This window comes from Tsukamurella pseudospumae (assembly GCF_001575205.1).
Taxonomy (GTDB): domain Bacteria; phylum Actinomycetota; class Actinomycetes; order Mycobacteriales; family Mycobacteriaceae; genus Tsukamurella; species Tsukamurella pseudospumae.
This window is the reverse complement of sequence record NZ_LSRE01000049.1, coordinates 77,623-102,754: the sequence shown is the minus strand read 5'-3', so window position 1 is coordinate 102,754 and position 25,132 is coordinate 77,623. Positions and strand designations below refer to the sequence as shown.

20 protein-coding genes are annotated in these 25,132 nt (G+C 71.1%); 18 read left to right on the top strand and 2 right to left on the bottom strand.

Annotated elements, in window-relative coordinates; all coding sequences use genetic code 11:
- Positions 1-22: 22 nt before the first annotated feature.
- The 16 genes from AXK61_RS20480 (at position 23) to AXK61_RS20405 (ending at position 20,509) form a co-directional block, all read left to right on the top strand.
- Entirely contained in the window at positions 23-1,576 is a 1,554-nt protein-coding gene (locus tag AXK61_RS20480) for a UDP-N-acetylmuramoyl-L-alanyl-D-glutamate--2,6-diaminopimelate ligase (RefSeq protein ID WP_068746878.1), read from the top strand.
- Positions 1,573-3,138: a UDP-N-acetylmuramoyl-tripeptide--D-alanyl-D-alanine ligase gene (locus AXK61_RS20475; RefSeq protein ID WP_068746877.1), complete on the top strand. Its 1,566-nt coding sequence runs from the start codon at positions 1,573-1,575 to the stop codon at positions 3,136-3,138. Before AXK61_RS20480 ends, AXK61_RS20475 begins: the two co-directional genes overlap by 4 nt.
- Complete coding sequence (gene mraY / locus AXK61_RS20470; RefSeq protein WP_068569187.1) at positions 3,135-4,214, top strand: phospho-N-acetylmuramoyl-pentapeptide-transferase; 1,080 nt, start codon at positions 3,135-3,137, stop codon at positions 4,212-4,214. The genes AXK61_RS20475 and mraY overlap by 4 nt, the downstream gene beginning before the upstream one ends.
- A gap of 3 nt (positions 4,215-4,217) precedes the next feature.
- Positions 4,218-5,732, top strand: coding sequence for a UDP-N-acetylmuramoyl-L-alanine--D-glutamate ligase (gene murD, locus AXK61_RS20465; protein ID WP_068746876.1), 1,515 nt, complete (start codon positions 4,218-4,220; stop codon positions 5,730-5,732).
- Positions 5,729-7,435 carry a putative lipid II flippase FtsW gene (gene ftsW, locus AXK61_RS20460; RefSeq protein WP_068746875.1) on the top strand — a complete coding sequence of 569 codons (1,707 nt, stop codon included), beginning with the start codon at positions 5,729-5,731 and terminating at the stop codon, positions 7,433-7,435. The genes murD and ftsW overlap by 4 nt, the downstream gene beginning before the upstream one ends.
- Positions 7,429-8,532 (top strand): undecaprenyldiphospho-muramoylpentapeptide beta-N-acetylglucosaminyltransferase, encoded by a 1,104-nt coding sequence (murG, locus tag AXK61_RS20455; protein WP_068746874.1) that lies wholly within the window; start codon positions 7,429-7,431, stop codon positions 8,530-8,532. The genes ftsW and murG overlap by 7 nt, the downstream gene beginning before the upstream one ends.
- Before the next feature lie 44 nt (positions 8,533-8,576).
- A complete protein-coding gene (murC, locus tag AXK61_RS20450) occupies positions 8,577-10,016 on the top strand; it encodes a UDP-N-acetylmuramate--L-alanine ligase (protein WP_068746917.1) in 1,440 nt (479 codons plus the stop codon).
- A complete protein-coding gene (locus AXK61_RS20445; protein WP_082789477.1) occupies positions 10,013-10,717 on the top strand; it encodes a cell division protein FtsQ/DivIB in 705 nt (234 codons plus the stop codon). The genes murC and AXK61_RS20445 overlap by 4 nt, the downstream gene beginning before the upstream one ends.
- A gap of 179 nt (positions 10,718-10,896) precedes the next feature.
- The gene (gene ftsZ, locus AXK61_RS20440; protein WP_068746873.1) at positions 10,897-12,060 is read left to right on the top strand and encodes a cell division protein FtsZ; all 1,164 of its coding nucleotides are present in this window, start codon (positions 10,897-10,899) and stop codon (positions 12,058-12,060) included.
- Positions 12,061-12,130: 70 nt separating this feature from the next.
- Positions 12,131-12,880 (top strand): peptidoglycan editing factor PgeF, encoded by a 750-nt coding sequence (gene pgeF / locus AXK61_RS20435; RefSeq protein WP_068746872.1) that lies wholly within the window; start codon positions 12,131-12,133, stop codon positions 12,878-12,880.
- 156 nt (positions 12,881-13,036) lie between these two features.
- On the top strand, positions 13,037-13,714 hold the full coding sequence (locus AXK61_RS20430; RefSeq protein ID WP_068746871.1) for a cell division protein SepF: 678 nt from the start codon (positions 13,037-13,039) through the stop codon (positions 13,712-13,714).
- A gap of 22 nt (positions 13,715-13,736) precedes the next feature.
- Entirely contained in the window at positions 13,737-14,027 is a 291-nt protein-coding gene (locus AXK61_RS20425) for a YggT family protein (RefSeq protein WP_068746870.1), read from the top strand.
- A gap of 163 nt (positions 14,028-14,190) precedes the next feature.
- Positions 14,191-15,024 (top strand): DivIVA-like cell division protein Wag31, encoded by an 834-nt coding sequence (wag31, locus tag AXK61_RS20420; RefSeq protein WP_068569178.1) that lies wholly within the window; start codon positions 14,191-14,193, stop codon positions 15,022-15,024.
- 34 nt (positions 15,025-15,058) lie between these two features.
- Positions 15,059-15,691 (top strand): hypothetical protein, encoded by a 633-nt coding sequence (locus AXK61_RS20415; RefSeq protein WP_068746869.1) that lies wholly within the window; start codon positions 15,059-15,061, stop codon positions 15,689-15,691.
- Between the two features lie 242 nt (positions 15,692-15,933).
- Positions 15,934-19,083 carry an isoleucine--tRNA ligase gene (gene ileS / locus AXK61_RS20410; protein ID WP_068746868.1) on the top strand — a complete coding sequence of 1,050 codons (3,150 nt, stop codon included), beginning with the start codon at positions 15,934-15,936 and terminating at the stop codon, positions 19,081-19,083.
- An 82-nt stretch (positions 19,084-19,165) separates the two neighbouring features.
- The gene (locus AXK61_RS20405) at positions 19,166-20,509 is read left to right on the top strand and encodes a DNA polymerase IV (protein ID WP_197466890.1); all 1,344 of its coding nucleotides are present in this window, start codon (positions 19,166-19,168) and stop codon (positions 20,507-20,509) included.
- A gap of 59 nt (positions 20,510-20,568) precedes the next feature.
- On the opposite strand, the gene AXK61_RS20400 is transcribed toward AXK61_RS20405, so the two are convergent.
- Positions 20,569-22,185, bottom strand: a complete 1,617-nt coding sequence (locus AXK61_RS20400; protein ID WP_068746867.1) for an HNH endonuclease signature motif containing protein — start codon at positions 22,183-22,185, stop codon at positions 20,569-20,571.
- 106 nt (positions 22,186-22,291) lie between these two features.
- On the bottom strand, positions 22,292-22,681 hold the full coding sequence (locus AXK61_RS20395; protein ID WP_068746866.1) for a polyketide cyclase: 390 nt from the start codon (positions 22,679-22,681) through the stop codon (positions 22,292-22,294).
- A 65-nt stretch (positions 22,682-22,746) separates the two neighbouring features.
- Between AXK61_RS20395 and AXK61_RS20390 the strand changes: the two genes are divergently transcribed.
- Together AXK61_RS20390 and AXK61_RS20385 are read left to right on the top strand one after the other, a co-directional pair.
- A complete protein-coding gene (locus tag AXK61_RS20390) occupies positions 22,747-23,907 on the top strand; it encodes a CaiB/BaiF CoA transferase family protein (RefSeq protein ID WP_068746865.1) in 1,161 nt (386 codons plus the stop codon).
- Positions 23,907-25,079 (top strand): acyl-CoA dehydrogenase family protein, encoded by a 1,173-nt coding sequence (locus AXK61_RS20385; protein ID WP_068746864.1) that lies wholly within the window; start codon positions 23,907-23,909, stop codon positions 25,077-25,079. Before AXK61_RS20390 ends, AXK61_RS20385 begins: the two co-directional genes overlap by 1 nt.
- The last annotated feature ends 53 nt before the right edge of the window (positions 25,080-25,132 follow it).

The following is a 25,132-nucleotide window of genomic DNA, read 5'->3' as shown; positions in this document are numbered from 1 at the left end:
AACCGGCGGGTAGGATCTATCGGTGCCCGAATCGACTCTCACTCGTCCCGCCCATCCGCGCGGAGCCACGCCCGCCGAGGTCGCCGCGCAGGTCGCGGGCGTCAGCGTCGGCGGGCGCGATGCCGCTGGCGTGCGCTTGACCGGGGCGACGGTCCGCGCCCAGGACGCCCGGCCGGGGGATCTGTTCTGTGCGGTGCCCGGCACGGCGACGCACGGCGCGCGGTTCGCCGCCGGCGCGATCGAGGCTGGGGCCGTCGCGGTGCTCACCGATCCCGACGGTGCCGCCCTCCTCGCGCAGGACGGCATCGATGTGCCCCTGCTGTTGCACGACGATCCGCGCAGCGTCCTCGGGCCGGTCGCGGCCGTGGTGTACGGCGCACCGTCGAGCCGGATGACGCTCGTCGGCATCACCGGTACGTCCGGGAAGACGACCACGAGCTTCCTGGTCGAGGCGGCGCTCGCCGCGGGCGGCAACCCGACGGGGCTGATCGGCACCGTCGGTACGCGGATCGGCGGTGTCGACGTGCCGAGTTCGTTGACCACGCCCGAGGGCACCGCGCTGCAGGGGCTGTTCGCCTCCATGGTCGAGCGCGGCGTGACCGCGGCGGTGATGGAGGTCAGCTCGCACGCGCTCGCGCAGAACCGGGCCGGCGGGAGCCGGTTCGCGGTGGGCGCGTTCACCAACCTCAGCCAGGACCACCTCGACTACCACCCCACCATGGAGGACTACTTCGCGGCGAAGTCGCTGCTGTTCATCGGCACGCAGGCGTGCGAGCGCGCCGTGATCTGCGTGGACGACGAGTGGGGCGTCCGGATGGCCGACCTGCGCCGCGCGGCGGGCCTGCCGGTGGTCACCGTCGCCACGATGGGACCGGCGGATTGGACGGCCGGCGAGGTCGCCGCGCACGCCGACGGCACGCAGCGGTTCACCCTCAACGGCCCGGATGGGCAGAGCTACTCCGCGGTCGTGGGTCTGCCCGGCGCCTACAACGTCGCCAACGCCGCGCTGGCGCTGGTGATCGCCCAGGAGGCCGGCGTGCCGCTCGCCGACGCGATCCGCGGGATCGGCGCCGTCGCCGTGCCCGGCCGGGTGCAGCGCATCGACCGTGGCCAGGACTTCCTCGCGGTCGTCGACTACGCCCACAAGCCCGCCGCGCTCGACGCGGTCATCGCGACGCTGCGCGGCCAGACCGCCGGTCGCATCCTGGTGGTCGTCGGCGCCGGCGGCGACCGCGACCGCGGCAAGCGCCCGCTCATGGGCGAGGCCGCCGCGCGCGCCGCCGAGCTGGTGATCGTCACCGACGACAACCCGCGTACCGAGGACCCGGCCGCCATCCGCGCGGCGGTGCTGGCGGGGGCGCGCGCCGTGCCCGGTGGCGGCGAGGTGATCGAGGTGGGCGACCGCCGCGCCGCGATCACCCTGGCCGTGAACCGGGCCCGCACCGGAGACGTCGTCCTCATCGCGGGCAAGGGCCATGAGGCGGGCCAGGAGATCAACGGCGTCAAGCACCCGTTCGACGACCGCGACGAGGTCGCGGCCGCGCTCGAGGCCCGGGCCGCGGGGGAGCGCGCATGATCGAGCTGACCCTGCAGCAGGTCGCCGACATCGTCGGCGGCACCCTGCACGACGTGCCCGACCCGGAGGCGCTGGTCACGGGTACCGTCGAATTCGATTCCCGGGAGATCGGCCCCGGCGGCCTGTTCCTCGCGTTGCCCGGTGCCCGCGTGGACGGCCACGAGTTCGCCGCGACGGCTGTTCAGAAGGGCGCCGTCGCCGTGCTGGGCGCGCGCTCCGTGGGCGTCCCGGCGATCGTCGTCCCGGTCTCCGGCGAGACCGACAACCGCGTGATGGCGCTGGAGAACGACGTCGACGGCGCCGGTGCCGCGGTCCTGAAGGCCCTCGGCGACCTCGCCGCGTACTGCACGAGGACCCTCGCGGCCGACGGGCTCACCGTCGTGGGTGTCACCGGCTCCGCCGGCAAGACCTCCACCAAGGACCTCATCGCGGCGGTACTGCGACCGCTCGGCGAGACGGTCGCGCCCCCCGGGTCCTTCAACAACGAGATCGGCCATCCGTGGACCGCTCTGCGGGCGACCGCGTCGACGAGGTTCCTGGTACTGGAGATGTCCGCCCGAGGGGAGGGGCACATCGCGGCGCTCGCGAAGGTGGCGCCCCCACGGATCGGCGTCGAACTCAACGTCGGCACCGCGCACCTGGGCGAGTTCGGCAGCCGCGAGGCCATCGCGCGGGCGAAGGGTGAGCTCGTCGAGGCGCTGCCCGCGGGCTCGGAGGTCCCGGGCGAGGGCGGGGTCGCCGTTCTCAACGCCGACGATGCCGCCGTCGCCGCGATGGCCTCCCGGACGATCGCACGCGTCGTGCGGTACGGGACCGCGGACGCGGACGTCGCCGCGGAAGGTGTCACCGTCGACGGGACCGCCCGTGCCTCCTTCACCCTGCGCACCCCAGGTGGCTCCGCGTCCGTGGCGCTCAAGGTGCACGGCGAGCACCAGGTGCACAACGCGCTCGCCGCGGCCGCCGTGGGCCTCGAGTGCGGCGCGACCGTCGAGCAGGTCGCGGAGGCGCTGTCGGGCGCGGGGGCCGCGTCACCGCGCCGCATGGACGTCTTCACCACCGCAGCCGGCGTGACCGTGGTCAACGACACCTACAACGCCAACCCGGACGCGATGCGGGCCGCGCTGCGCAGCCTCGTGCTCATGTCCGAGCACGACGAGGCGGGGACGCGGCTGCCCCGCCGCGAGCGCCGCCGCACCTTCGCGGTGCTCGGCGAGATGGGCGAGCTCGGCGACGACTCGATCGTCGAGCACGACCGGCTCGGCCGGTTCCTGGTGCGACTCGACATCACCTCGACGATCTGTGTCGGCACCTCGCGCGCGGTGCACGCGCTGTGGCAGGGCGCGGTCATGGAGGGCTCATGGGGGAGCGAGGCGATCCGCGTCGACACCCGCGACGAGGCCGTGGAACGGCTGCGCGCCGAGCTGCGGCCGGGAGACCTGGTTTTGGTGAAGGCGTCGCAGTCCGAGAAGATGTGGGAGGTCGCCGAGCATCTGGGCACGGCCGGCCCGCGCACCGATGAACACCGAGTCGATGAACACGAGAACGGGGAGTCACCGAAGTGATCCAGATCCTGTTCGCGGGCGGCATCTCGCTGGCCGTGGCGATCCTGCTCACACCCGTGCTGATCCGGGTCTTCTCCCGGCAGGGCTTCGGCCAGGAGATCCGCGTCGAGGGGCCGCAGAGCCATCAGAAGAAGCGCGGCACGCCGTCGATGGGCGGCGTCGCGATCGTCGTCGCGTTGTGGGCCGGCTACCTGGGCGCGCACCTGTTGGGTTGGAAGTCCGGCCCCGGACCGAGCGCATCGGGCCTGCTGGTGCTCGGCCTCGCGACCTCGCTCGCGATCGTCGGCTTCCTCGATGACTTCATCAAGGTCCGCAAGCAGCGCAACCTGGGCCTGAACAAGACCGCGAAGACCGTCGGCCAGACCATCGCCGCGGTGATCTTCGGCGTGCTGGTGCTGCAGTTCCCCAATGCGAACGGCGTGCGCCCGGCCAGCGAGTTCCTCAGCTACACCCGCGATATCAACACGATCTCGATGTACGCGATCGTGTTCGTCGTCTTCTGCTGGTTCGTCGTGGCGGCGTGGTCGAACGCGGTGAACTTCACCGACGGCCTCGACGGCCTCGCGGCCGGCTCGATGGCGATGGTGCTCGGCAGCTACGTGCTCATCAGCTTCTGGCAGTACCGCTACGCGTGCGAGACGAAGCAGGTCGCCGGCTGCTACGACGTGCGCGATCCGCTCGACCTCGCGCTCATCGCGGTCGCCGCGGGCGGCGCGTGCCTCGGTTTCCTGTGGTGGAACGCCGCGCCCGCCAAGATCTTCATGGGCGACACCGGCTCGCTCATGCTGGGCGGCCTGCTCGCCGGTCTGTCGATCACCACCCGCACCGAGCTGCTCGCCGTCGTCCTCGGCGCGCTCTTCGTCGCCGAGATGGTGTCGGTGGTCGTCCAGATCGCGGTCTTCCGGTCGACGGGCCGCCGGGTGTTCCGGATGGCGCCCTTCCATCATCACTTCGAGCTCTCCGGCTGGGCCGAGACCACGGTGATCATCCGGTTCTGGTTGCTCACCGCCATCGCCTGCGGCCTCGGACTGGTGCTGTTCTACGCCGAGTTCCTCGGCTCCGGCGCGGTCGGCTAGCGGATGACCGGCGCTCTTCCCGGGCCGGGTACCGCGGTCCTCGTCGCCGGGGGCGGGGTCACCGGCCCGGCGGTCGCCCGCGCTCTGCTCCGGCTCGGGGCCACCGTCACCGTCGCCGACGGTAAGCCGCAGGCCCGCGCCAAGATCGCGGCCGAGGTCCCAGGCATCGTCGTCGCCGATCTCGACGGCCACGACCCGTCCGGCTACGACCTCGTCGTCGTTGCGCCCGGCTTCCGCCCCACCGCGCCGGTGGTCGTGGCCGCCGAGGCCGCCGGAGTTCCCGTGATCGGCGATGTCGAGCTGGCCTGGCGGATCGACCGCGCGGGCGCGTTCGGGGCCCCGCGCGACTGGCTCGTCGTCACCGGCACGAACGGCAAGACCACCACGACGCAGATGCTCGAGTCGATCCTGGTGCGCGCCGGCCTGCGGGCCGTCGCCTGCGGCAACATCGGGCGCCCCGTGATCGATGCGATCAGCGACCCCGCGGACCCGCGGGTGCTCGCCGTCGAGCTGTCGTCCTTCCAGCTGCACTGGGCGCCGTCGGTGCGCCCGCGCGCGGGCGTCGTGCTCAACGTCGCGGAGGACCACCTCGACTGGCACGGCTCGATGGCCGCGTACACGGCCGACAAGGCGCGTGCCCTGTCCGGCGAGCTCGCCGTGATCGGTCTCGACGACCCGGTGGCCTCGGGCCTGGGCGGGGCCGTCACCGTCGGCTTCACCGCCGGCGAGCCGGGGCCGGGGCAGTACGGCGTGCGCGCCGGCCACCTGGTCGACGGTGCGGGGCTCGCGATCCTGCCCGCCGCATCGGTCTCGCCGCCCGGGCCCGCGGGGATCGCGGACGCTCTCGCGGCGACGGCGCTGGCGCAGGCCGTCGGCGTGACCGCGCCGCAGGCGGGGGAGGCACTCGCGGCGTTCCGGGTGGGCGCGCATCGCGCGGAGCCCGTGGCGCAGGTGCGGGGCGTGACCTACATCGACGACTCCAAGGCGACCAACCCGCATGCCGCGCTCAACTCGATCGAGGCGCACGAGCGCGTCGTGTGGGTCGCGGGCGGCCAGCTCAAGGGCGCGGACATCGCGCCGCTCGTGCAGCGGGTGGCCTCGCGGCTCGTGGGAGCGGTGCTGCTCGGCGTGGACCGGGACGAAATCGCGGGTTCACTCGCGCGACACGCGCCCGATGTCCCCGTGGTTCGGGTGTCTTCGGGCGACGATGTTCATGTGTCTCCTGTGACTAATGATGCAAGCCGTTCTGTAGGGACGTCTGGTGCAGTCGATGTGCGAGTGTCCGGCGATGCGGATGCGGTGATGGCCGCAGTCGTCGCCGAGGCCTCGCGGATCGCCGAGGCCGCACTGAACGACAGTGCCGCCGCCCTCTCCGCTGCATCGGGCCCGCTCGCTGCGCTCCCGGCGCCCGTCGTGCTCCTCGCGCCGGCGGCGGCGTCGCTGGACATGTTCACCTCCTACGGCCATCGCGGCGACGCCTTCGCCGCCTCCGCCCGGGCTCTCGGGACGGCGTCGTGAGCAGGGCCGGTAAGGCCGCCACCAGCTCCGATACTGACGCCGACCTCGAGTCCGGCACGCTGAACGCCCCCGAGAGCACCGAGTTCGACGCGCAGCCTCAGGAGACGGCCGCAGCGACGAGTGCTCTCGGTGCGGCCGGTGCCCGCGGGGCCGCTGCGGCGCGGACCGGCGCCGATGTGGCACGCGGCGGCGCGTCGGTGCTGCGCAACACGGCGATCGGCTTCGCGACGGCGCTGCGCCGCCCGCTCGCGTCCTTCCACCTCGTGCTCGGCCTGACGGCGGTGCTCACGGTGATGGGCCTGGTCATGGTGCTGTCGGCGTCCTCGGTGGAGGACATCAGCGCCACGGGCTCGCCGTACAGCAAGTTCTTCAGTCAGCTCATCTACGTCGGCCTCGGCGTCGTCGCCTTCATGTTCGCGCTGTACCTGCGCCCGGCGCTGTTGCGCCGCGTGGCGCTCAGCAGCGTCCTCGTCTCGATCGCGCTGCTCGTCGCGGTGCTCGTGCCCGGCGTCGGCTCGAAGGTCGGCGGCGCGCGCCGCTGGATCGACGTCGGCGGCTTCACGTTGCAGCCCTCGGAGATCGCGAAGGTCGCGCTGATCCTGTGGGGCGCTCACCTGCTCGCCGATCGCGGGCGCAAGGGCAACATCAAGGAGCTGCTGCTGCCGCTCGGACCGGTCGTCGTGCTCATGGCCGCGCTGGTGGTCGCCGAGCCCAACCAGTCGACCGCCATGATCATCGTCGCCGTGGGTGCGATGCTGCTGTTCTACGCAGGCCTGTCGTCGAAGCTGATCGCGTCGCTCATCGTCGTGTTCACGCTGCTCGGCGTGTTCTTCGCGCTCGCCGAGGGCTACCGCTCCGCCCGCGTCGCGGCGTGGCTCGGCCGCACCGACGATGCGCTCGGCGCCAGCTACCAGTCCAACCAGGCCCGCTACTCCCTCGCGGACGGTGGGCTGTTCGGGGTGGGCCTGGGCAACTCCACCGCCAAGTGGAGCTACCTCCCGAACGCGCACAACGACTTCATCTTCGCCATCATCGGCGAGGAACTGGGCTACCTCGGCGCGGGTGTGGTCATCCTCATGTTCGGCGTGCTCACCTGGGTCGGCATGCGGATCGCGAGCCGGGTGTCGGACCCCTTCCTGCGACTGATGGCCGCCACGATCACCACGCTGATCGCCCTGCAGGCGATCATCAACATGGGCTACGTCGTCGGCCTGCTCCCCGTCACCGGCATCCAGTTGCCCCTGCTGTCCGCCGGCGGCAACTCGGTGATCCTCGTGCTGTTCATGATGGGCCTGCTCGCCAACGCCGCGCGCCACGAGCCCGAGGCCATCGCCGCGCTCGCGGGCGGCCGCGAGAGCCGCACGGGCCGCCTGCTCCGCTTGCCCCGGCCGTTGCCGTACATCCCGCCGCGCCCCGACCGCCCGGCCCCGGCGCGACCGGCCGGGCACGGCCCCGCGCCCCGGAAGGGCCGTCCCGCACCCGCCCGACGTGGGCCTTCGCAACCGGCGGCACCGTCGCCGTACGATCGACACCCGTACGGTGATGAGAATCTGAGCCGGCGGCAGGGGCCGCGGCGGGAGCTCCCGCCGATCCGGTCGCAGGGCCGGACGGCGGAGCCCTGGCGCGGCGATCGTGCCGGGCGTGATCGGAACGCGCAGCAGCAGCAGCGCCGAGGACAGGAAAAGGGCAGACGGGCGTGGTGAATACTCGAGCGGTCTCGGTGGTGGTGGCCGGAGGTGGCACCGCAGGACACATCGAACCCGCCCTGGCGGTCGCCGATGCGGTGCGTGCCCAGCAGCCCGACGCCGTCGTCACCGCCCTCGGTACGCCCAAGGGGCTCGAGGGCCGCCTCGTCCCCGAGCGCGGCTACCCGCTCGAGATGATCCCGCCGGTCCCGTTGCCCCGCAAGCCCGGCGCGGATCTCGCCAAGCTGCCCTTCCGGCTCGCCGGCGCGGTCCGGCGCACGCGGAAGGTGCTGCGCGCGACCGGCGCCGAGGTCGTCGTCGGCTTCGGCGGCTATGTCGCGCTGCCCGCCTACTTCGCCGCGCGAAGCCTGCGGCTGCCGATCGTCATCCACGAGGCCAACGCGAGTGCCGGGGTCGCGAACAAGGTGGGCGCGAAGCTCGCCACGCGGGTCTTCGCCGCGGTTCCCGGTTCGGGCGTCGCGGCCGAGGTCGTGGGCATGCCTGTCCGTGCCTCCATCACCGGCCTCGATCGCGCGGCCCTGCGGGCCGAGGCACGTGCCCACTTCGGGCTGCCGGCCGACGGCCCCGTCGTCCTCGTCTTCGGCGGCAGCCAGGGCGCCGTCCGGCTCAACGACGGTGTCGCGGGCGCGGCCCGCGACCTCGCGGGCGCCGGCGTCGGCGTGCTGCACGCCTACGGCCCCAAGAACTCCCTGGACCTCGGGCCGGACGGAGTGCCCGGCTACGTCGCCGTGCCCTACCTGTCCCGCATGGACCTCGCGTACGCCGCCGCGGACCTCGCCGTGTGCCGGTCCGGGGCGATGACGGTGGCCGAGGTCGCCGCCGTCGGGCTGCCCGCGGTGTACGTACCGCTCGCGCACGGCAACGGCGAGCAGGCGCTCAACGCGAAGCCGGTCGTCGAGGCCGGCGGGGGACTGCTCGTCGACGATGCCGCGTTCACCCCGGAGCTGGTGCGCGAGACGGTGATCCCGCTCGCGGTCGACGGTGAGCGGCTCGCCGCCATGGGCGCGGCCGCGGCAGGCCTCGGACACCGGGACGCCGCGGGCACCGTCGCCGCCGCGGCGATCGCACTGGCACAGGAGAGGCGGAAGTCGTGAGCGAGACCACGGGGGCACTGCCCGAGCGTCTGGAGCGCGTCCACATGGTGGGCATCGGCGGCGCCGGGATGTCCGGCATCGCGCGGATCCTGCTCTCCCGCGGCGGCCAGGTGTCGGGGTCCGACGCCAAGGAGTCGCGCGGGGTGATCGCGCTGCGCGCCCGCGGCGCGCAGGTCCAGGTGGGCCACAGTCCCGAGGCGCTCGACCTGCTGCCCGGCGGCCCGACGGTGGTGGTGACCACCCACGCCGCGATCCCCAAGGACAACCCGGAGCTCGTCGAGGCGGCGCGTCGCGGCATCCCCGTGATCCTGCGGCCCGAGGTCCTCGCCGACCTCATGGACGGCTACCGCACGCTGCTGGTGAGCGGCACGCACGGCAAGACCTCCACGACCTCGATGGCGGTCGTGGGGTTGCAGCACTGCGGCGCCAATCCGTCGTTCGCCGTCGGCGGTGAACTCAACGAGTCCGGGACGAACGCCTTCCACGGCACCGGCGACGCGTTCGTCGCCGAGGCGGACGAGTCCGACGGCTCGCTGCTGCAGTACACGCCCGATGTCGTGGTGATCACCAATGTCGAGGCGGACCACCTGGACTTCTTCGGATCCGAGGAGAAGTACGTCGCGGTCTTCGACGCCTTCACCGAGCGGATCCGTCCCGGCGGCACGCTGGTCGTGTGCCTGGACGATCCGGGCTCGGCGGCGCTCGCGCAGCGCACGCACGCGGCCCTGCGGGCCCGCGGCGTGCGCGTGCTCGGATACGGCGAGGGCACCCACCGCGATCTGGCGCCGGACGTGACGCTCATCGCGGAGCTGCTGGACTACAAGCCGCGCGCCGAGGGCGGCATGCTCAAGGTGCGCTTCTCCGACGAGAACCGCCGGATCGTGGAGCGGGCGCTCCTGCTCTCGGTCCCCGGGCGGCATATGGCGCTCAACGCGATCGCCGCCACGATCGCGGTGGTGAGCATGGGATACCCGGCCGCCACGGTGATCGAGGGCATCGAGGCCTTCGGGGGCGTGCACCGGCGTTTCCAGTTGCGCGGCACGAGCGGCGGCGTCCGTGTGTTCGACGACTACGCGCACCACCCGACTGAGGTGCGGGCCGTTCTCACGGCGGCCGCGGAGATGGTGACCAAGCAGGCCGAGCCCGGCCGCGTCATCGTCGCCTTCCAGCCGCACCTGTACTCGCGCACCGAGCAGTTCGCCGCCGAGTTCGCGGAGGCCCTGAGTCTTGCGGACGAGGTCGTGGTGCTCGATGTCTACGGCGCCCGCGAGGACCCTCTGCCCGGTGTCACGGGCGCGCGGATCGCCGAGAAGGTCACGGCCGCCGTGCGGTACGTGCCGCGACAGGCCGATGTCGCGGACACGGTCGTCGGTCTCGCGCGGCCGGGCGACGTGGTGATCACCATGGGCGCCGGCGACGTGACGATGCAGGCACCGTCGATCCTGACCGCGCTGGCGCAGCGCGGCGCCGAGGCGGGCGCGTGAGTGATGTCGCGACGCGCAGGCGCGTGCCGGGTCTGCGGCGGCTGCTGCTGATCCTGCTCGCGCTGGTGGTCGCGGGCGGCCTCGTGGCCGCCGCGTACTTCTCGCCGATCCTGTCGGCCCGCGACGTGTCGGTCACCGGCGCGACGAACGCGCCGGCCGAGGAGGTCGCGAAGGTGGTGGAGCCGCTCAAGGGGCGCCCGCTGCTGCAGATCACCTCCGCCCAGCGCGACGAGTACGCCGCGAAGGTGATCGGCGTCAGCCCGTGGATCGACCGCGCGACGGTGACGGTGTCGTACCCGTCGACGCTGGTCGTCGAGGTCACCGAGCGCGAGGTCGTGGCCTACGCCCAGCGGCCCGCCGGCACGGTGCTCGTCGACGCCAAGGGCGTGCCCTTCATCAAGGTGGGGGAGCCGCCCATCCTCACGCCCAAGCTCACCGTCGACGATCCGCGCCCCGACGATCCGTCCACCAAGGCGGCGATCGCCGTGCTCAAGGCGCTGCCGCCGGACCTGCACGGGCAGGTCGTCGAGATCGGCGCGAACTCGCCTGCGAACGTCCGGTTCGTCCTGCGCGACAAGCGGATCGTGTACTGGGGCGACGACGAGCGCGCCGACGCCAAGACGGCGGCGCTGCGCATGGTGCTCACCCGCCCCGGGCGCGAGTTCACCGTGATCGATCCGGACATGCCGACCACCCGCTGAGTGTGCTCTTCCGCTCACCGAGAACGTTTTTCCCCGACACGCCCGCGCGGTTACGAGTCAAGTGCCGTACCGCCCTCTACCTTGGTTTCAGACCAACTACTTGACATAACTTTAAGCCTTCTGTTGAGGTTTAGGGTTCGTCTCGAAGCACAGACTTCACACCCAGGGGAAGGCGAAACATGACCGCCGCGCACAACTACCTCGCCGTCATCAAGGTCGTCGGCATCGGCGGCGGCGGCGTCAACGCCGTCAACCGCATGATCGAGCAGGGGCTCAAGGGCGTCGAGTTCATCGCGATCAACACCGATGCTCAGGCGCTCATCATGAGCGACGCCGACGTCAAGCTCGACGTGGGCCGCGACTCCACCCGGGGCCTCGGCGCCGGCGCCGATCCCGAGGTGGGGCGTAAGGCCGCCGAGGACGCCAAGGACGAGATCGAGGAGCTCCTCAAGGGCGCCGACATGGTCTTCGTCACCGCGGGCGAGGGTGGCGGCACCGGTACCGGCGGCGCGCCCGTCGTCGCGAGCATCGCCCGCAAGCTCGGCGCGCTCACCGTCGGCGTCGTGACCCGGCCCTTCACCTTCGAGGGCGCCCGCCGCGGCAAGCAGGCCGAGACCGGCATCACCTCGCTGCGCGAGTCCTGCGACACGCTCATCGTGATCCCGAACGACCGGCTGCTGCAGCTGGGCGATGTCAACGTCTCCGCGCTCGACGCGTTCAAGAGCGCCGACGAGGTGCTCCTCAACGGCGTCCAGGGCATCACCGATCTGATCACCACACCGGGCCTGATCAACGTCGACTTCGCGGACGTCAAGAGCGTCATGTCCGGCGCGGGCAGCGCCCTCATGGGCATCGGCTCGGCGCGCGGTGAGGGGCGCGCCCTGAAGGCGGCGGAGGCCGCCGTGAACTCGCCGCTGCTGGAGACCTCGATGGAGGGTGCGCACGGTGTGCTCATGTCCATCGCGGGCGGCAGCGATCTCGGTCTGTTCGAGATCAACGAGGCCGCCTCGCTGGTACAGGGCGCCTCGCACGAGGACGCGAACATCATCTTCGGCACCGTGATCGACGACAACCTGGGCGACGAGGTGCGGATCACCGTGATCGCAGCGGGATTCGATGGTGCCGCGCCGGCGCGCCGCCCCGTGACCCGCATCGGTGGGCAGCACACGGCCCCCGAGCAGCCGGCTGTCGCCGAGCCGGAGGACGCGCGCCGGGGCAACCCGTTCGGAGCCCGTCCGGCCCGCGCCAACGACCCGTTCTCGGCGGCCCCCGGGGGCCGCGAGTCCCGCTCGGACGACGACTTCGATCTCGACGTCCCGTCGTTCCTGCAGAACCGGCGCTGACCGGCCGCGTGACCACTGCCACTGACGGCGCTCCCGGTTCGTCCGGGGGCGCCGTCAGTAGTCTTGGGACATGACTGATCCCGCGAACACTCCTGTCGCCACGAATCGGGTCCGCCGGGTGACCACCACCCGTGCGGGGGGCTCCTCGAAGGCCCCGTACGACTCCTTCAACCTCGGGGACCACGTCGGCGACGATCCTGCGGCCGTCGCGCTGAACCGACTCCGCCTCGAGCGCGAGATCGGTGTCGCCCCGGGGCACGTGGTGTGGATGGAGCAGATCCACAGCCGCACCGTCACCGTCGTCGACGGTCCGCGGGCCGAGCCGGTCGAGGCGACCGATGCGATCGTGACGACGGTGCCGGGGCTGGCCCTGGCGGTGCTCACCGCGGACTGTGTGCCGGTCCTGCTGTCCGACGACGAGGCGGGCGTGTTGGCGGCCGTGCACGCGGGGCGAGTGGGCGCGCGGATCGGCATCGTGCCGAAGGTCGTCGAGACGATGATGGAGCTGGGCGCGCGGCCGGAGCGGATCGGTGCCTTCCTCGGGCCGGCCGCGAGCGGCGCGAGCTACGAGGTGCCCGCCGCGATGGCCGCCGACGTCGAGGCGCACCTGCCCGGCAGCCGGTGCCGCACGGACAAGGGGACCGCCGGGCTGGACCTGCGCGCAGGAATCCGGCGTCAGCTGCAGGGGCTCGGGGTGACCGCCGTCGCGCAGGATCCGCGCGACACGATCTCGGACCCCACGTTGTTCTCGCACCGGCGCGGCGCCCCCACGGGGCGTCTGGCCTCGGTGATCTGGATCGACGAGAACGCCCGGTCCTGAGCGGACGAAGCGGCGGACGAATCACATCGATGGAATTCGGATCGGCGTGTGTGCGTGTCGGAACCGCGATTCGCGCGTGCAGCCCACTAATCTCACTTCCATAACGACAGTCACAACCGTCACACCAGCCCATGCAGGCGCCGAGGAAGGGCAAAGATGAGCACTCTGCACAAGGTCAAGGCGTACTTCGGCATGGTTCCGCTGGATGCGTACGACGACGGATACGTCGACGAGGGCACGCCGCAGCCGCGCGGCCGTCGCGGCCTCGACGACGAGTTCGGCGACTACCGCTCGGACTACCGCGGCGAGCGCGGCTACGCGTACGACGGCCGTCGCGCAGACGACTACGACGGCTACCAGCCGACGTACGACGAGGGCTACGCCGGCCGCGGCGCCGCGTACGACGACTACGACCGCGGTTACCGTGAGCCCGCTCGTGCCGAGGCCCGACTCCCGCGCCTGGAGCCCCTGCGGGACGGCGCGCGCTCCATCTCGACGTCCACCCGGGGCGCACTGGCGATGGACACCCGTGCCGACGTGCTGAGCCAGGAGAACCCGATGTCCCGCATCACCACCCTGCGTCCCACCTCGTACGAGGAGGCGCGCACGATCGGTGAGCGGTTCCGTGACGGCATCCCGGTGATCATGGACCTCACGGCCATGGACAACGCCGATGCCAAGCGTCTGGTCGACTTCGCCGCCGGCCTGACCTTCGCGCTGCACGGCTCCTTCGATCGCATCACCACCAAGGTGTTCATGCTGGCCACCGCCGATGTGGACGTGACGGCCGAGGACCGGGCGCGGATCGCGGAGACCGGCTTCTACAACCGCTGACGGATTCGGGCAGACTGTACCGGTGCAAGCATTCTGGCTCGTCGTCCTCATCCTCCTCTCGGTCTTCTGGGCCCTCCTGATCGTTCGCCTGGTGATCGAGGTGGTGAAGTCCTTCGCCCGGGAGTGGTTCCCGAAGGGGATCGTGGCGATCGTGCTCGAAGGAGTGTTCACCGTCACGGATCCGCCCCTGAAGGCGCTCCGGAAGATCATTCCGACGGTGCCGCTCGGTCCGGTCCGGCTCGATCTGGCCTTCATCGTGCTGTTTCTCCTGGTGGCGATCGCGCAGAGCGTGGTCAGCAGTCTGGCCGCGTAGGCGTCATCAGTGTGATCAGTGCATGATGAATCGGACATTTCATCGCGTGATTGTTGGGTGATGAGGAACAAACGGGTCTGGTGTGACAGGATGTGCACTAGTTACAGTGTTGGTCCGAGTGACTTGAGATCTGTCGAGCAGCCGAATTGAGGGGAAACGACCTATGAAGCTGACACCCGCCGATGTGCGGAACGTGGCGTTCAGCAAGCCGCCGATCGGAAAGCGCGGCTACAACGAGGACGAGGTGGATCAGTTCCTCGATCTGGTCGAGACCGAGCTCGCTCGGCTGATCGACGAGAACAACGATCTGCAGCAGCGCAACTCCGAGCTGGAGCGCGAGCTCGGCGAGGCCCGCGCCGGTGGCGGCGAGCAGCCGTCGGCCGGTAACACGGTCGCCTTCGCCGCGCCCGCTGCGAACACCCCGGCCGTGCAGGAGCCCGTGGCTCCCGTCGCCGCCGCAGCTGCTGCGCCGGCCACCACCGAGGAGGCGCACGTGCGCGCCGCCAAGGTGCTCGGCCTCGCGCAGGAGACCGCCGACCGCCTCACGAACAACTCGCGTTCCGAGGCCGAGAAGCTCGTCTCGGATGCGCGTGCCCAGTCGGAGTCCATGGTCGCCGACGCCCGCCAGAAGGCCGACGCCATGGTGGCCGACGCGCGCCAGCGCTCGGACGCCCTGCTCGCCGACGCGCAGACGCGGTCGGAGAACCAGCTGCGCCAGGCGCAGGAGCGTTCCGACTCGCTGCAGGCCGAGGCCGAGCAGAAGCACACCGAGATCATGACCACCATCAACCAGCAGCGCACCGTGCTGGAAGGTCGGATCGAGCAGCTCAAGACCTACGAGCGCGAGTACCGCACTCGCCTCAAGACCTACCTCGAGGGTCAGCTCGAGGAGCTGCAGTCGCTGCGTAGCGCCGCCCCGGTCGATCACGGCCAGGGTCGCGGTGGCGACTTCAATGATCCCGGCAACGCGGCCGGCGGCAACCAGCAGTACAAGTAGGGCTGGAACCGGCCGGTACTAAGGCGGAGTTCTCATGCTGCTAGCAGCCCTGGGGGCGACGGTCATCGGGTTCATCCTGCTGATCGTCGCCCTGATCACGGCCAACCTCTGGCTCGCCATCGCGTGCGTGGTGGTCTCGGTGATCGGCGTCGTCCTCCTGCTCGGCGACGTCCTCACCTACCGCCGCGGCGAACGGGACAAGTCCGAGGGCAAGTCGCGCGGTACGTCCCGCAAGGAGGGCACCGACGGTGCCTGGAGCCCGGGGGACCGCGTTGCGGACGACGCAGAGGGCTCGGCGCCGGAGAAGGCCTCCGCGGCCGCCGCCAGTGCCTCGGACGAGTCCGATTCCGAGGCGGCAGAGCCGGCGGACGATGCGACGCGCGAGGCCGGCACCGTCGGGCACGAGGAGTTCGGGCGGCACGACGGCCCGGACGACGATGCGCGTCCGACCGCCCAGTTCGCGGTGGGGCCGCTGAGCGGGCCCACCGGGTGGGAGCACGAGTCGCCGGCCGACACCGACGACGAGAGCACCCGCGGGCTGTTCGCACCGGGGAAGTACGACCCGGACATGACCGATCAGATCCCGCAGATCCGGATCGATCAGGCCTGGGGCACCGAGTGGACGCCGCCCCAGGAGCCCGAGTCGGACGATCCCGACAAGAAATGACCTTGCACTGACGGCTATCCTGGTGGGGTAGCACTGCGTCGATCCGGCCATCACCGGGGAGCATCCGGAAGAACGGGCGGATTCCGTCCCAGTAGAACCGGACGGGTGGGCCCGTCACAGCCCTCGTAAGAAAGTGGCGTCGCTTCGGGATTCCGGGAGGCGCAAGCGGGGTGGTACCGCGGAGCTCGGCCACAGGCCGGGCGTCGTCCCCGTGCTGGTAGTAGACGGCACGAGGAGTCACGATGAGTGAGAAGCGCCCCTATCCGCTGGTCGACATGACCCGCGACGACGACGCCCCCGCGAAGACGGGCACCCCGTCGTTCCCCGACCTCGAGGAGCGCGTCCTCGCGTACTGGTCCGAGAACGACACCTTCCGGAAGTCGATCAGCAACAGGGCCGACGCGGACGAGTTCGTCTTCTACGACGGTCCGCCCTTCGCGAACGGTCTGCCGCACTACGGCCACCTGCTGACCGGCTACGTCAAGGACCTCGTCCCGCGCTACCAGACGATGCGCGGGAAGAAGGTCGACCGCCGGTTCGGCTGGGACACCCACGGGCTGCCCGCCGAGCTCGAGGCCGAGCGCCAGCTCGGGATCAAGGACAAGTCCGAGATCGAGACCATGGGCGTGGCGAAGTTCAACGACTACTGTCGCACCTCGGTGCTGCAGTACACGGAGGAGTGGCGGCAGTACGTCACCCGCCAGGCCCGCTGGGTGGACTTCGACAACGACTACAAGACGCTCGACCTGGACTTCATGGAGTCCGTGATGTGGGCGTTCAAGACCCTCCACGAGAAGGGCCTGATCTACCAGGGCTACCGCGTGCTGCCGTACTCCTGGTACGAGCAGACGCCGCTGTCCAACCAGGAGAGCAAGCTCGACGACGCCTACAAGATGCGGCAGGACCCGGCGGTCACCGTCGGAATGCCGTTGCGCACCAAGGGCACCCCGCTGGAGGCGCTCGACGGTGTCGAGGCCCTGATCTGGACCACGACACCCTGGACGCTGCCCTCGAACCTCGCGATCGCGGTGCACCCGGATCTCGACTACGTGCACGTGGTCGGCCTGGACGGGAAGGACTACCTGCTCGCCGAGGCGCGGCTGGGCCAGTACACCCGCGAGTTGGGCGAGTCGCCGGAGGTCAAGGGGACGTACAAGGGGCGCGACCTGGAGTTCGCCGCGTACGAGCCGCCCTTCGACTTCTTCGCCGGACATCCCAAGGCGCACGTGACGCTGCTCGCGGACTACGTGACCACCGACTCCGGTACCGGTGTGGTGCACCTCGCGCCCGCCTTCGGTGAGGAGGACATGGACCTGGCCACCGGCAAGTACGGCATCGAGGTCGTGCAGCCGCTGGATCCGGGCGGGAAGTTCACCTCTGCGGTGCCGCCGTACGAGGGCCTGCAGGTGTTCGACGCGAACCCCGTCATCGCCAAGGATCTCAAGGCCAAGGGCCGGCTGCTGCGGCACGAGACGATCGAGCACAGCTACCCGCATTCCTGGCGCTCGGGCCAGCCGCTGATCTACATGGCCGTGCCCTCGTGGTTCGTCGAGGTCACCAAGATCATCCCGCGCATGCTGGAGCTGAACCAGGACATCACCTGGAACCCCGCGCACATCCGCGACGGCCAGTTCGGCAAGTGGGTCGAGGGCGCGCGCGACTGGAACATCAGCCGCAACCGCTACTGGGGCGCCCCGATCCCGGTGTGGGTCTCGGACGATCCCGCGTACCCGCGCACGGACGTCTACGGCTCGCTGGACGAGCTGGAGCGCGACTTCGGCGTGCGCCCGGACAACCTGCACCGCCCGTACATCGACGAGCTGACCCGGCCGAACCCGGACGACCCGACCGGCACGTCCACGATGCGCCGCGTTCCCGAGGTCCTGGACTGCTGGTTCGAGTCCGGCTCGATGCCCTTCGCGCAGGTCCACTACCCGTTCGAGAACCGCGATTGGTTCGACACGCACTTCCCGGGCGACTTCATCGTCGAGTACAACGGGCAGACCAAGGGCTGGTTCTACAACCTGCACGTGCTGGCGACGGCGCTGTTCGACAGCAACGCCTTCCGCACGGTCGCGGCGCACGGCATCGTGCTCGGCCACGACGGCCTCAAGATGTCCAAGTCCAAGCGGAACTACCCGGACGTCAACGAGGTCTTCAACCGCGACGGCTCCGACGCGATGCGCTGGTTCCTCATGGCCTCGCCCATCCTGCGCGGCGGCAACCTGGTGGTCACCGAGCAGGGCATCCGGGACGGCGTGCGGCAGACGCTGCTGCCGCTGTGGAACGCCTACTCCTTCCTGCAGCTGTACGCGGAGAAGCCGGCGACGTGGCGCACCGACTCCGAGGACGTGCTGGACCGGTACATCCTCGCCAAGCTCGCGCAGACCCGCGACGCGATGACCGAGGCGCTGGACACCTGCAACATCGCCGACGCCTGCGAGGAGCTGCGGCTCTTCGTCGACGCGCTGACCAACTGGTACGTGCGGCGCTCGCGGGCGCGGTTCTGGGACGGCTCCGATTCGGGCGCCTTCGACACGCTGTACACCGTGCTGGAGACCGTGTGCCGGCTCGCGGCGCCGCTGCTCCCGATGGCCACCGAGGCCATGTGGCGCGGCCTGACGGGCGGGGAGTCGGTGCATCTGACCGACTGGCCTGAGGCCGCTGACCTGCCGGCCGATCCCGAGCTGGTCGCCGCGATGGACGAGGTCCGGGACGTGTGCTCGGTGGCGTCGTCGGTGCGCAAGGCGAACAAGCTGCGCGTGCGGCTCCCGCTGCACACGCTCACCGTCGCCGGGCCGGGCGCGGAGAAGCTCGCGCCCTTCGCGTCGATCATCGCCGACGAGGTCAACGTCCGGGAGGTCACGGTCTCGCCCGACGCCGATCAGTACGGTCGCGTCGAGATCGCGGTCAACGCCCGCGCCGCGGGCCCGCGCCTGGGCAAGGACGTGCAGACGGTGATCAAGGCCGTGAAGTCGGGGGACTACACCGTTTCCGACGGGGTGGTGACCGCCGCGGGGATCGCGCTGGAGGACGGCGAGTACACGCGCAAGCTGGTCGCCGCCGCGCCGGACTCCACCGCGGAGCTGCCCGACGGTGCCGGGCTCGTCGTGCTCGACCTGTCGGTCGACGCCGAGCTCGAGGCCGAGGGCTGGGCCAAGGACCGCATCCGCGAGCTGCAGGAGGCCCGACGGTCCGCCGGGCTCGACGTGAGCGACCGGATCGCCCTGGTGCTCGACGTGCCCGAGGAACACCGTGCCGCGGCGCAGACGCACAAGGACCTGATCGCGGGCGAGGTGCTGGCCACGTCGCTCGAGTTCGCCGTGCTTGCCGAGGACGCCGACGCGGTGGACCTGGGAGACGGTGTCCGAGGCCGGCTCACCCGCGCCTGAGCGACGTCGCGCCGTGGCCGAGGCCGACCGGGGGGTGCCGGGCGATGCGGAGCGCAGCGCCCGCTGGGTGCTGCACTTCGACATGGACGCGTTCTTCGCGTCCTGCGAGCAGCTGACCCGGCCCACCCTGCGCGGGCGTCCCGTGCTGGTGGGCGGGCTCGGCGGCCGCGGCGTGGTCGCCGGCTGCTCGTACGAGGCGCGCGTCTTCGGCGCGCGATCGGCGATGCCGATGCATCAGGCGCGCCGCCTCGTCGGCGCGTCCGCCGTCGTGCTGCCGCCGCGCGGGGCGCTGTACGGGACGATCAGCCGACGGGTCTTCGGGGCGGTGCGCGAGCTCATCCCCGTCGTCGAGACGCTGTCCTTCGACGAGGCCTTCGGTGAGCCGGCCGAGCTCGCCGGTGCGTCGACGGACGAGGTCGTGGCCTTCGCCGAGCAGTTGCGCGCCCGGATCCGGGAGGCGACGGGGCTCGTCGCGTCCGTCGGTGCCGGGGCGGGGAAGCAGGCCGCGAAGATCGCCTCCGGGCTCGCGAAGCCCGACGGGGTGTCCGTCATCCCGCCCGCCGCGCAGGAGTCGATGCTGTACCCGCTGCCCGTCCGCAAGCTGTGGGGGATCGGGCCGGTCGCGGGGGAGCGGTTGTCCCGCTTGGGGATCGACACGATCGGGCAGTTCGCCGCGATGAGCGAGGTCGAGGTGGTCTCGGTCCTCGGCGTGACGCTGGGGCCAGCGCTGCACCGGCTCGCGCGCGGCGAGGACGACCGGCCCGTGGCGGTGAACGGCGAGGCGAAATCCATCAGCGCCGAGCACACCCTCGAGACCGACGTGACCACCATGAACGCCCTGCGCCGCGAGATCGACCGCAGCGCAGAGCATGCGCTACGCCGGCTCCGGCGCGACGGGCGCGGGGCGCGCACCGTCGTGCTCAAGCTGAAGCGGTCGGACATGTCCCTCCTCACCAGGAGCGCCACGCTGCCGTCCGCCACCACCGACGGTGCGGTGCTCACCGCGACCGCCCAGCGCCTCGCCCTCGACCCCATGGAGATCGGCGGCCTGCGCCTGGTGGGCGTCGGATTCTCGGGGCTGAGCAGCGTCGAGCAGTTCACGTTGTTCGGCGACGAGACCGACGAGGCCGCAGACCTTTCCGACACCGATGGCGCCACCACTCCGTCCGAGCCCGATGTCGAGGAGGCCGGTGCCGTCATCGGCTGGCGCCCGGGCATGGACGTCCGGCACCCCGAGTTCGGGCACGGCTGGGTGCAGGGCGCCGGGCACGGTGTGCTCAGCGTGCGGTTCGAGACCCGCACTTCCGGTCCGGGGCGTATGCGCAGTTTCAAGGTCGACGATGCCGCCCTCCGCGAGGCCGACCCCCTCGACTCCCTCGACTGGCCCGCCGAACACCTGCGCACCGACGAGGACGACGAGGACTGACGCTGCCTCGTCGCCTCATGGGGCGTGGGCGCGCGCAGTTCCGAGCCCCGGCTCCGCCGTTACGCCACAGCCCTCAGGTCCGGGGGCATCTGGCAGTTCCACGGCTCGTCAGCGTCGTGGTCGGAGAGAAGTGATTCGAGGATCGGTGGGCCGTGCGGACCGTCGAGGATGGCGGCGATGTCGCGATCGATGGTGCCGACGGACTTCTCGTACTGCACGCGGAGTTCCTCGCTGCGCCAGAGGTTGATGAGCCCGTCCCGGCGGCGCAGCCAGCGCTGCAGGGCCTGGCGGTACAGCTCGTCCGCGTGGTGCTTGTGGTTCACCCGGTACTCGTGGGACGGGTCCGCCGTGCGCCGCCAGCCCGTGCGGCCGGCGTACTCGCCGTCGCGGATCGTGATCGTCTCCCAGCCGCGCGGGAAGTCGCTGGTGTCGGGGACGACCTTGCCGTGGTGCTTGTCGCACGCGAGAGTGAGGCAGGTGATGTCGGTGGGGCCGCCGTCGGCCCACTCGGTGATGTGGTGCACCTGGCAGCGGGTGGCGGGCGCATCGCAACCCGGTGCGGTGCAACCCTTCTCCGATCCGTAGAGCGCGATCCGCTGATCGGCCGAGGCGAGACGCTTCTCCCGGCCGAGGAACAGTGGGCGCGACTGCAGGTCCAGGACGAGCACGTACCGCGGGTTCGCACCCATCATGCGCAGCGCGTCCTCGACGGGCATGCGTCCGCCGGTGGCGGTGGTCGCGACTCCCGTTTCGGATTCGACCTGGTCGATGGTGAGCGTGATGATCGGGACGCACGCGACGCCGCGGTGCTGCCCCAGCGCACCGGAGTTGATCGCGATCGCCAGGGCGGTGACGAGTGCGTCGTGGTTGCGCTGGGCGGTGGTTCGAGTGTCGCGCTTCGCCGCGTCCCGTACGGCGTCCTGATCGGCGGGATCGACTGGTGCGTCGGCATCGTCGGGATTGTTCACCCCGGGCTGCGCGAGCTTGGCGAGCACGGTCTCCAGGAGAGCACGGCCCTCGGGGGAGAGGTCGCCCTCGAGGCCGGACATGAGGTCGTCGTCCTGCTTGCGCAGGGTGAGGCCTCGGGCCCGGGAGATGACCTCGCTCTTCGGCTCGGCACCGTCGGGGTAGAGGTAGGCGAGCGCACGCTTGCCGATCACGTGGAGATCCTCGGGCGGAACGTCCGCAGCGGCGGTGACCAACACGTCCTCGAGGATCGCGGCCTCGTCGGGCTTGATGGTCCTACGGCAGCTCTGGAAGATCCGTTCGATGACGGAGGCGTGCCGGTCCGAGATCGTGCCCTCACGTTGCGCGTCGGCGACGAGCGCGAAGCGCGGCTCGGGTGGCTCGCCGTGCACGTGCCGGGGAGCGCGATCGCGTGCGCCGTGGATCCGGTCCCGGGCCTCCGACCCGGCGAGCCGCAGTCGCTGGACGAGTAGTTCGCGCATGCCGGTGTAGCCGAGCTGCGCGGGCAACCCCTGCTCGACCGCGACCTGCGTGAGGCGGTGCTGGATGTAGGGCACCTTCCGGGCCGCGGTCTCGAGCCGGCCGAGTGAGTCCAGCACCGTCGAGGAATCGAGCAGAACCGGATCTGCGGAGGCGAGGATCTCCGCGGCGTGTTCGAAGGATTCGAGGGCGGCCGCGTATTCCGCTGCTGTGCAGGTAATGATATCCATCGCGCCTCCCTCCCCGTGAGCTCCATTGTACGCGGGTATTCGAGGGAGTGCCGTCGAAATCGATATCGCATTCGAGATAAAGAGAAGCGGTGGTTCCAGTCTCAGGTCACGCGAGCAGGCCGCGCAGGCGTTCGAGGTCGGCGAGCACCATGGCGCAGTCCCGGTCGAAGTCGGCGTCGCTCGCGCCGAGCCGCCGGACGGTGAACAGGACCTCGGCCCCGTCGGGATGGGTGAGCACGCGCAGGGGGTTGTTCACGACGGTGCCGTCGGGGAGTGTCACGTCGTGGTCCAGCACGCCGAACGGATTGTCCGGCGCGAACCGCACCCGGACCTCGCCCATGGGGGAGTCGGTGAGGAGATCGTCGCCGTCACGGCGCACGCCGGTCGCGAGTCCCGCGGCCCAGGAGACGAGGTTCTCCGGCTCGCGCGCGAAGGCGTAGACGTCCGCAGCGGGCCGTTCGATCACGACGCTGATGTGGCGGGACTCCTCGATCATCGCCCCACCGTAGTCCTGCCCGCCAGGTGATGCAGGTGGCGATATCGTGCAGGCATGGGGATTCGATGACAGCGGCACCGATACTCGACGGCATCGTGGTCGCGGACTTCAGCCGCGTGCTCGCGGGGCCGCTCGCCACGGTGATGCTGGCGGATCTGGGCGCGGATGTGATCAAGGTCGAACGACCGGGCGCGGGGGACGACACCCGCCGGTGGGGCCCGCCGTGGACGGCGTCCACGAGCGCGTACTTCGAGTCGGCGAACCGCTCGAAGCGCAGCGTCGAGCTCGATCTGGACGATCCGGACGATCGGGCCGCTGCGCGGGAACTGGTCCGCCGCGCAGATGTCCTCGTCGAGAACTTCCGCACCGGGGCCCTCGGCGACAAGGGATTCGGCTACGACGAGCTCGCGGCGCTCAACCCGCGCCTCGTCTACTGCTCGGTGACCGGATTCGGGTCCGACGGTGGCGCGGCGCTGCCCGGCTACGACTTCCTGGTGCAGGCCGTGGGCGGCCTGATGAGCATCACGGGCGATTCCGACGGTGACCCGATGAAGGTCGGCGTCGCGCTGGTCGACGTGCTCACCGCGAAGGACGCCGTGGCGGGGATCCTCGCCGCCCTCTACGAGCGCGAGCGGTCGGGACTCGGGCAACACGTCGAGGTCAGTCTCCTGTCGTCCCTGCTCGGTTCGCTCGCGAATCAGGGCGCGAACTTCCTCGCGTCGGGACAGTCGCCGATGCGGATGGGCAACACGCACCCGTCGATCACGCCCTACGAGACACTGCGCTGCCGCGACGGACTGCTCGCCGTGGCGTGCGGCAACGACGGCCAGTTCGCCCGGCTCGCGGCCGCCGTCGGGGCCGCCGGACTGGAGCAGGACCCCCGGTTCGCGACCAACCCGGAGCGCGTGCGCCATCGCGCGGACCTGGTCCGCGCCCTGGAGGAGCGCCTCGCAGCCGAGGACGCCGAGGAGTGGGTCCGCCGGCTGACCGCCGCGGGGGTGCCTGCCGGCACCGTCGGCGACATCGCGTCCGGATTCGCGCTCGCCGAACGGCTCGGACTGGCCCCGCGGATCCCCGTGGGCGACGGTGCGATCGACCAGGTGCGCAACCCGATCGGCTTCTCGCGCACGCCCGTCACCGACTACCGCCGGCCCCCGACACTCGGCGAGCACAACGACGCCGTCCGCGCAGAACTGCACACCCCCGACGAGAGCAGGAACCACTGATGAGTACGCCCGCACCCCTCGACCTGGCCGGCATCGACGACCTCCTGTCCGACGACGAGAAGGCCGTCCGCGCGTCCGTCCGGCAGGCCTGCACGGAGCGTGTCCTGCCCCATGTCGCGGACTGGTTCGAGGCCGGCGCGATCGACGACCCGCGGGCCCTCATGCGCGATCTCGGCTCGCTGGGCGTACTGGGCATGCACCTCGAGGGCTACGGCTGCGCGGGCATGTCCGCCACCCACTACGGACTCGCCTGCCTCGAACTCGAAGCGGTGGATTCCGGGCTGCGCTCGATGGTGTCGGTGCAGGGATCGCTCGCCATGTTCGCCATCCACCGCTGGGCGAGCGAGGAGATCAAGCAGCAGTGGCTGCCGCGCATGGCTGCCGGCGAGGCGATCGGCTGCTTCGGCCTCACCGAACCCGACCACGGCTCGGACCCCGCGAACATGCGCACCCGCGCCCGGCGCGACGGCGACGACTGGGTGATCACGGGCCGGAAGATGTGGATCACCAACGGATCCATCGCCGACGTCGCCGTCGTCTGGGCGCAGACCGACGAGGGGATCCGCGGCTTCGTCGTCCCGACGGACACGCCCGGATTCTCCGCTCCGGAGATCAAACACAAGATGTCCCTGCGGGCGTCGGTCACCAGCGAGCTCGTCCTCGACGACGTCCGCGTGCCGGACGCCTTCGCCTTCCCGGAGGTCCGCGGCCTGCGCGGGCCGCTCAGCTGTCTCAACGAGGCGCGGTACGGCATCATCTGGGGCTCGCTCGGCGCGGCGCGTTCCTCCCTCGAGGCCGCGCTGACCTACTCGATCCAGCGGGAGCAGTTCGGCCGCCCGCTCGCGGGATTCCAACTGACGCAGCAGAAGCTGGCGGACATGAACCTCGAGTACACGAAGGGGCTGCTCCTGGCGCTGCACCTGGGGCGGCGCAAGGACGCGGGCACGCTGCACCCGTCGCAGGTCAGCCTCGGCAAGCTCAACAACGTCCGAGAGGCCCTGGAGATCTGCCGCACGGCGCGAACGATCCTGGGCGCCAACGGCATCTCGCTGGAGTTCCCGGTGATCCGGCACATGAACAACCTGGAGTCCGTGCTCACCTACGAGGGCACCGTCGAGATGCACACCCTCGTCATCGGCCAGACGATGACCGGGGTCCCCGCCTTCCGCTGATCGCGCGGGCCCGCAGGCCCGACGGTGCGCCGCCCGCAGGTTCCGACGGCCGG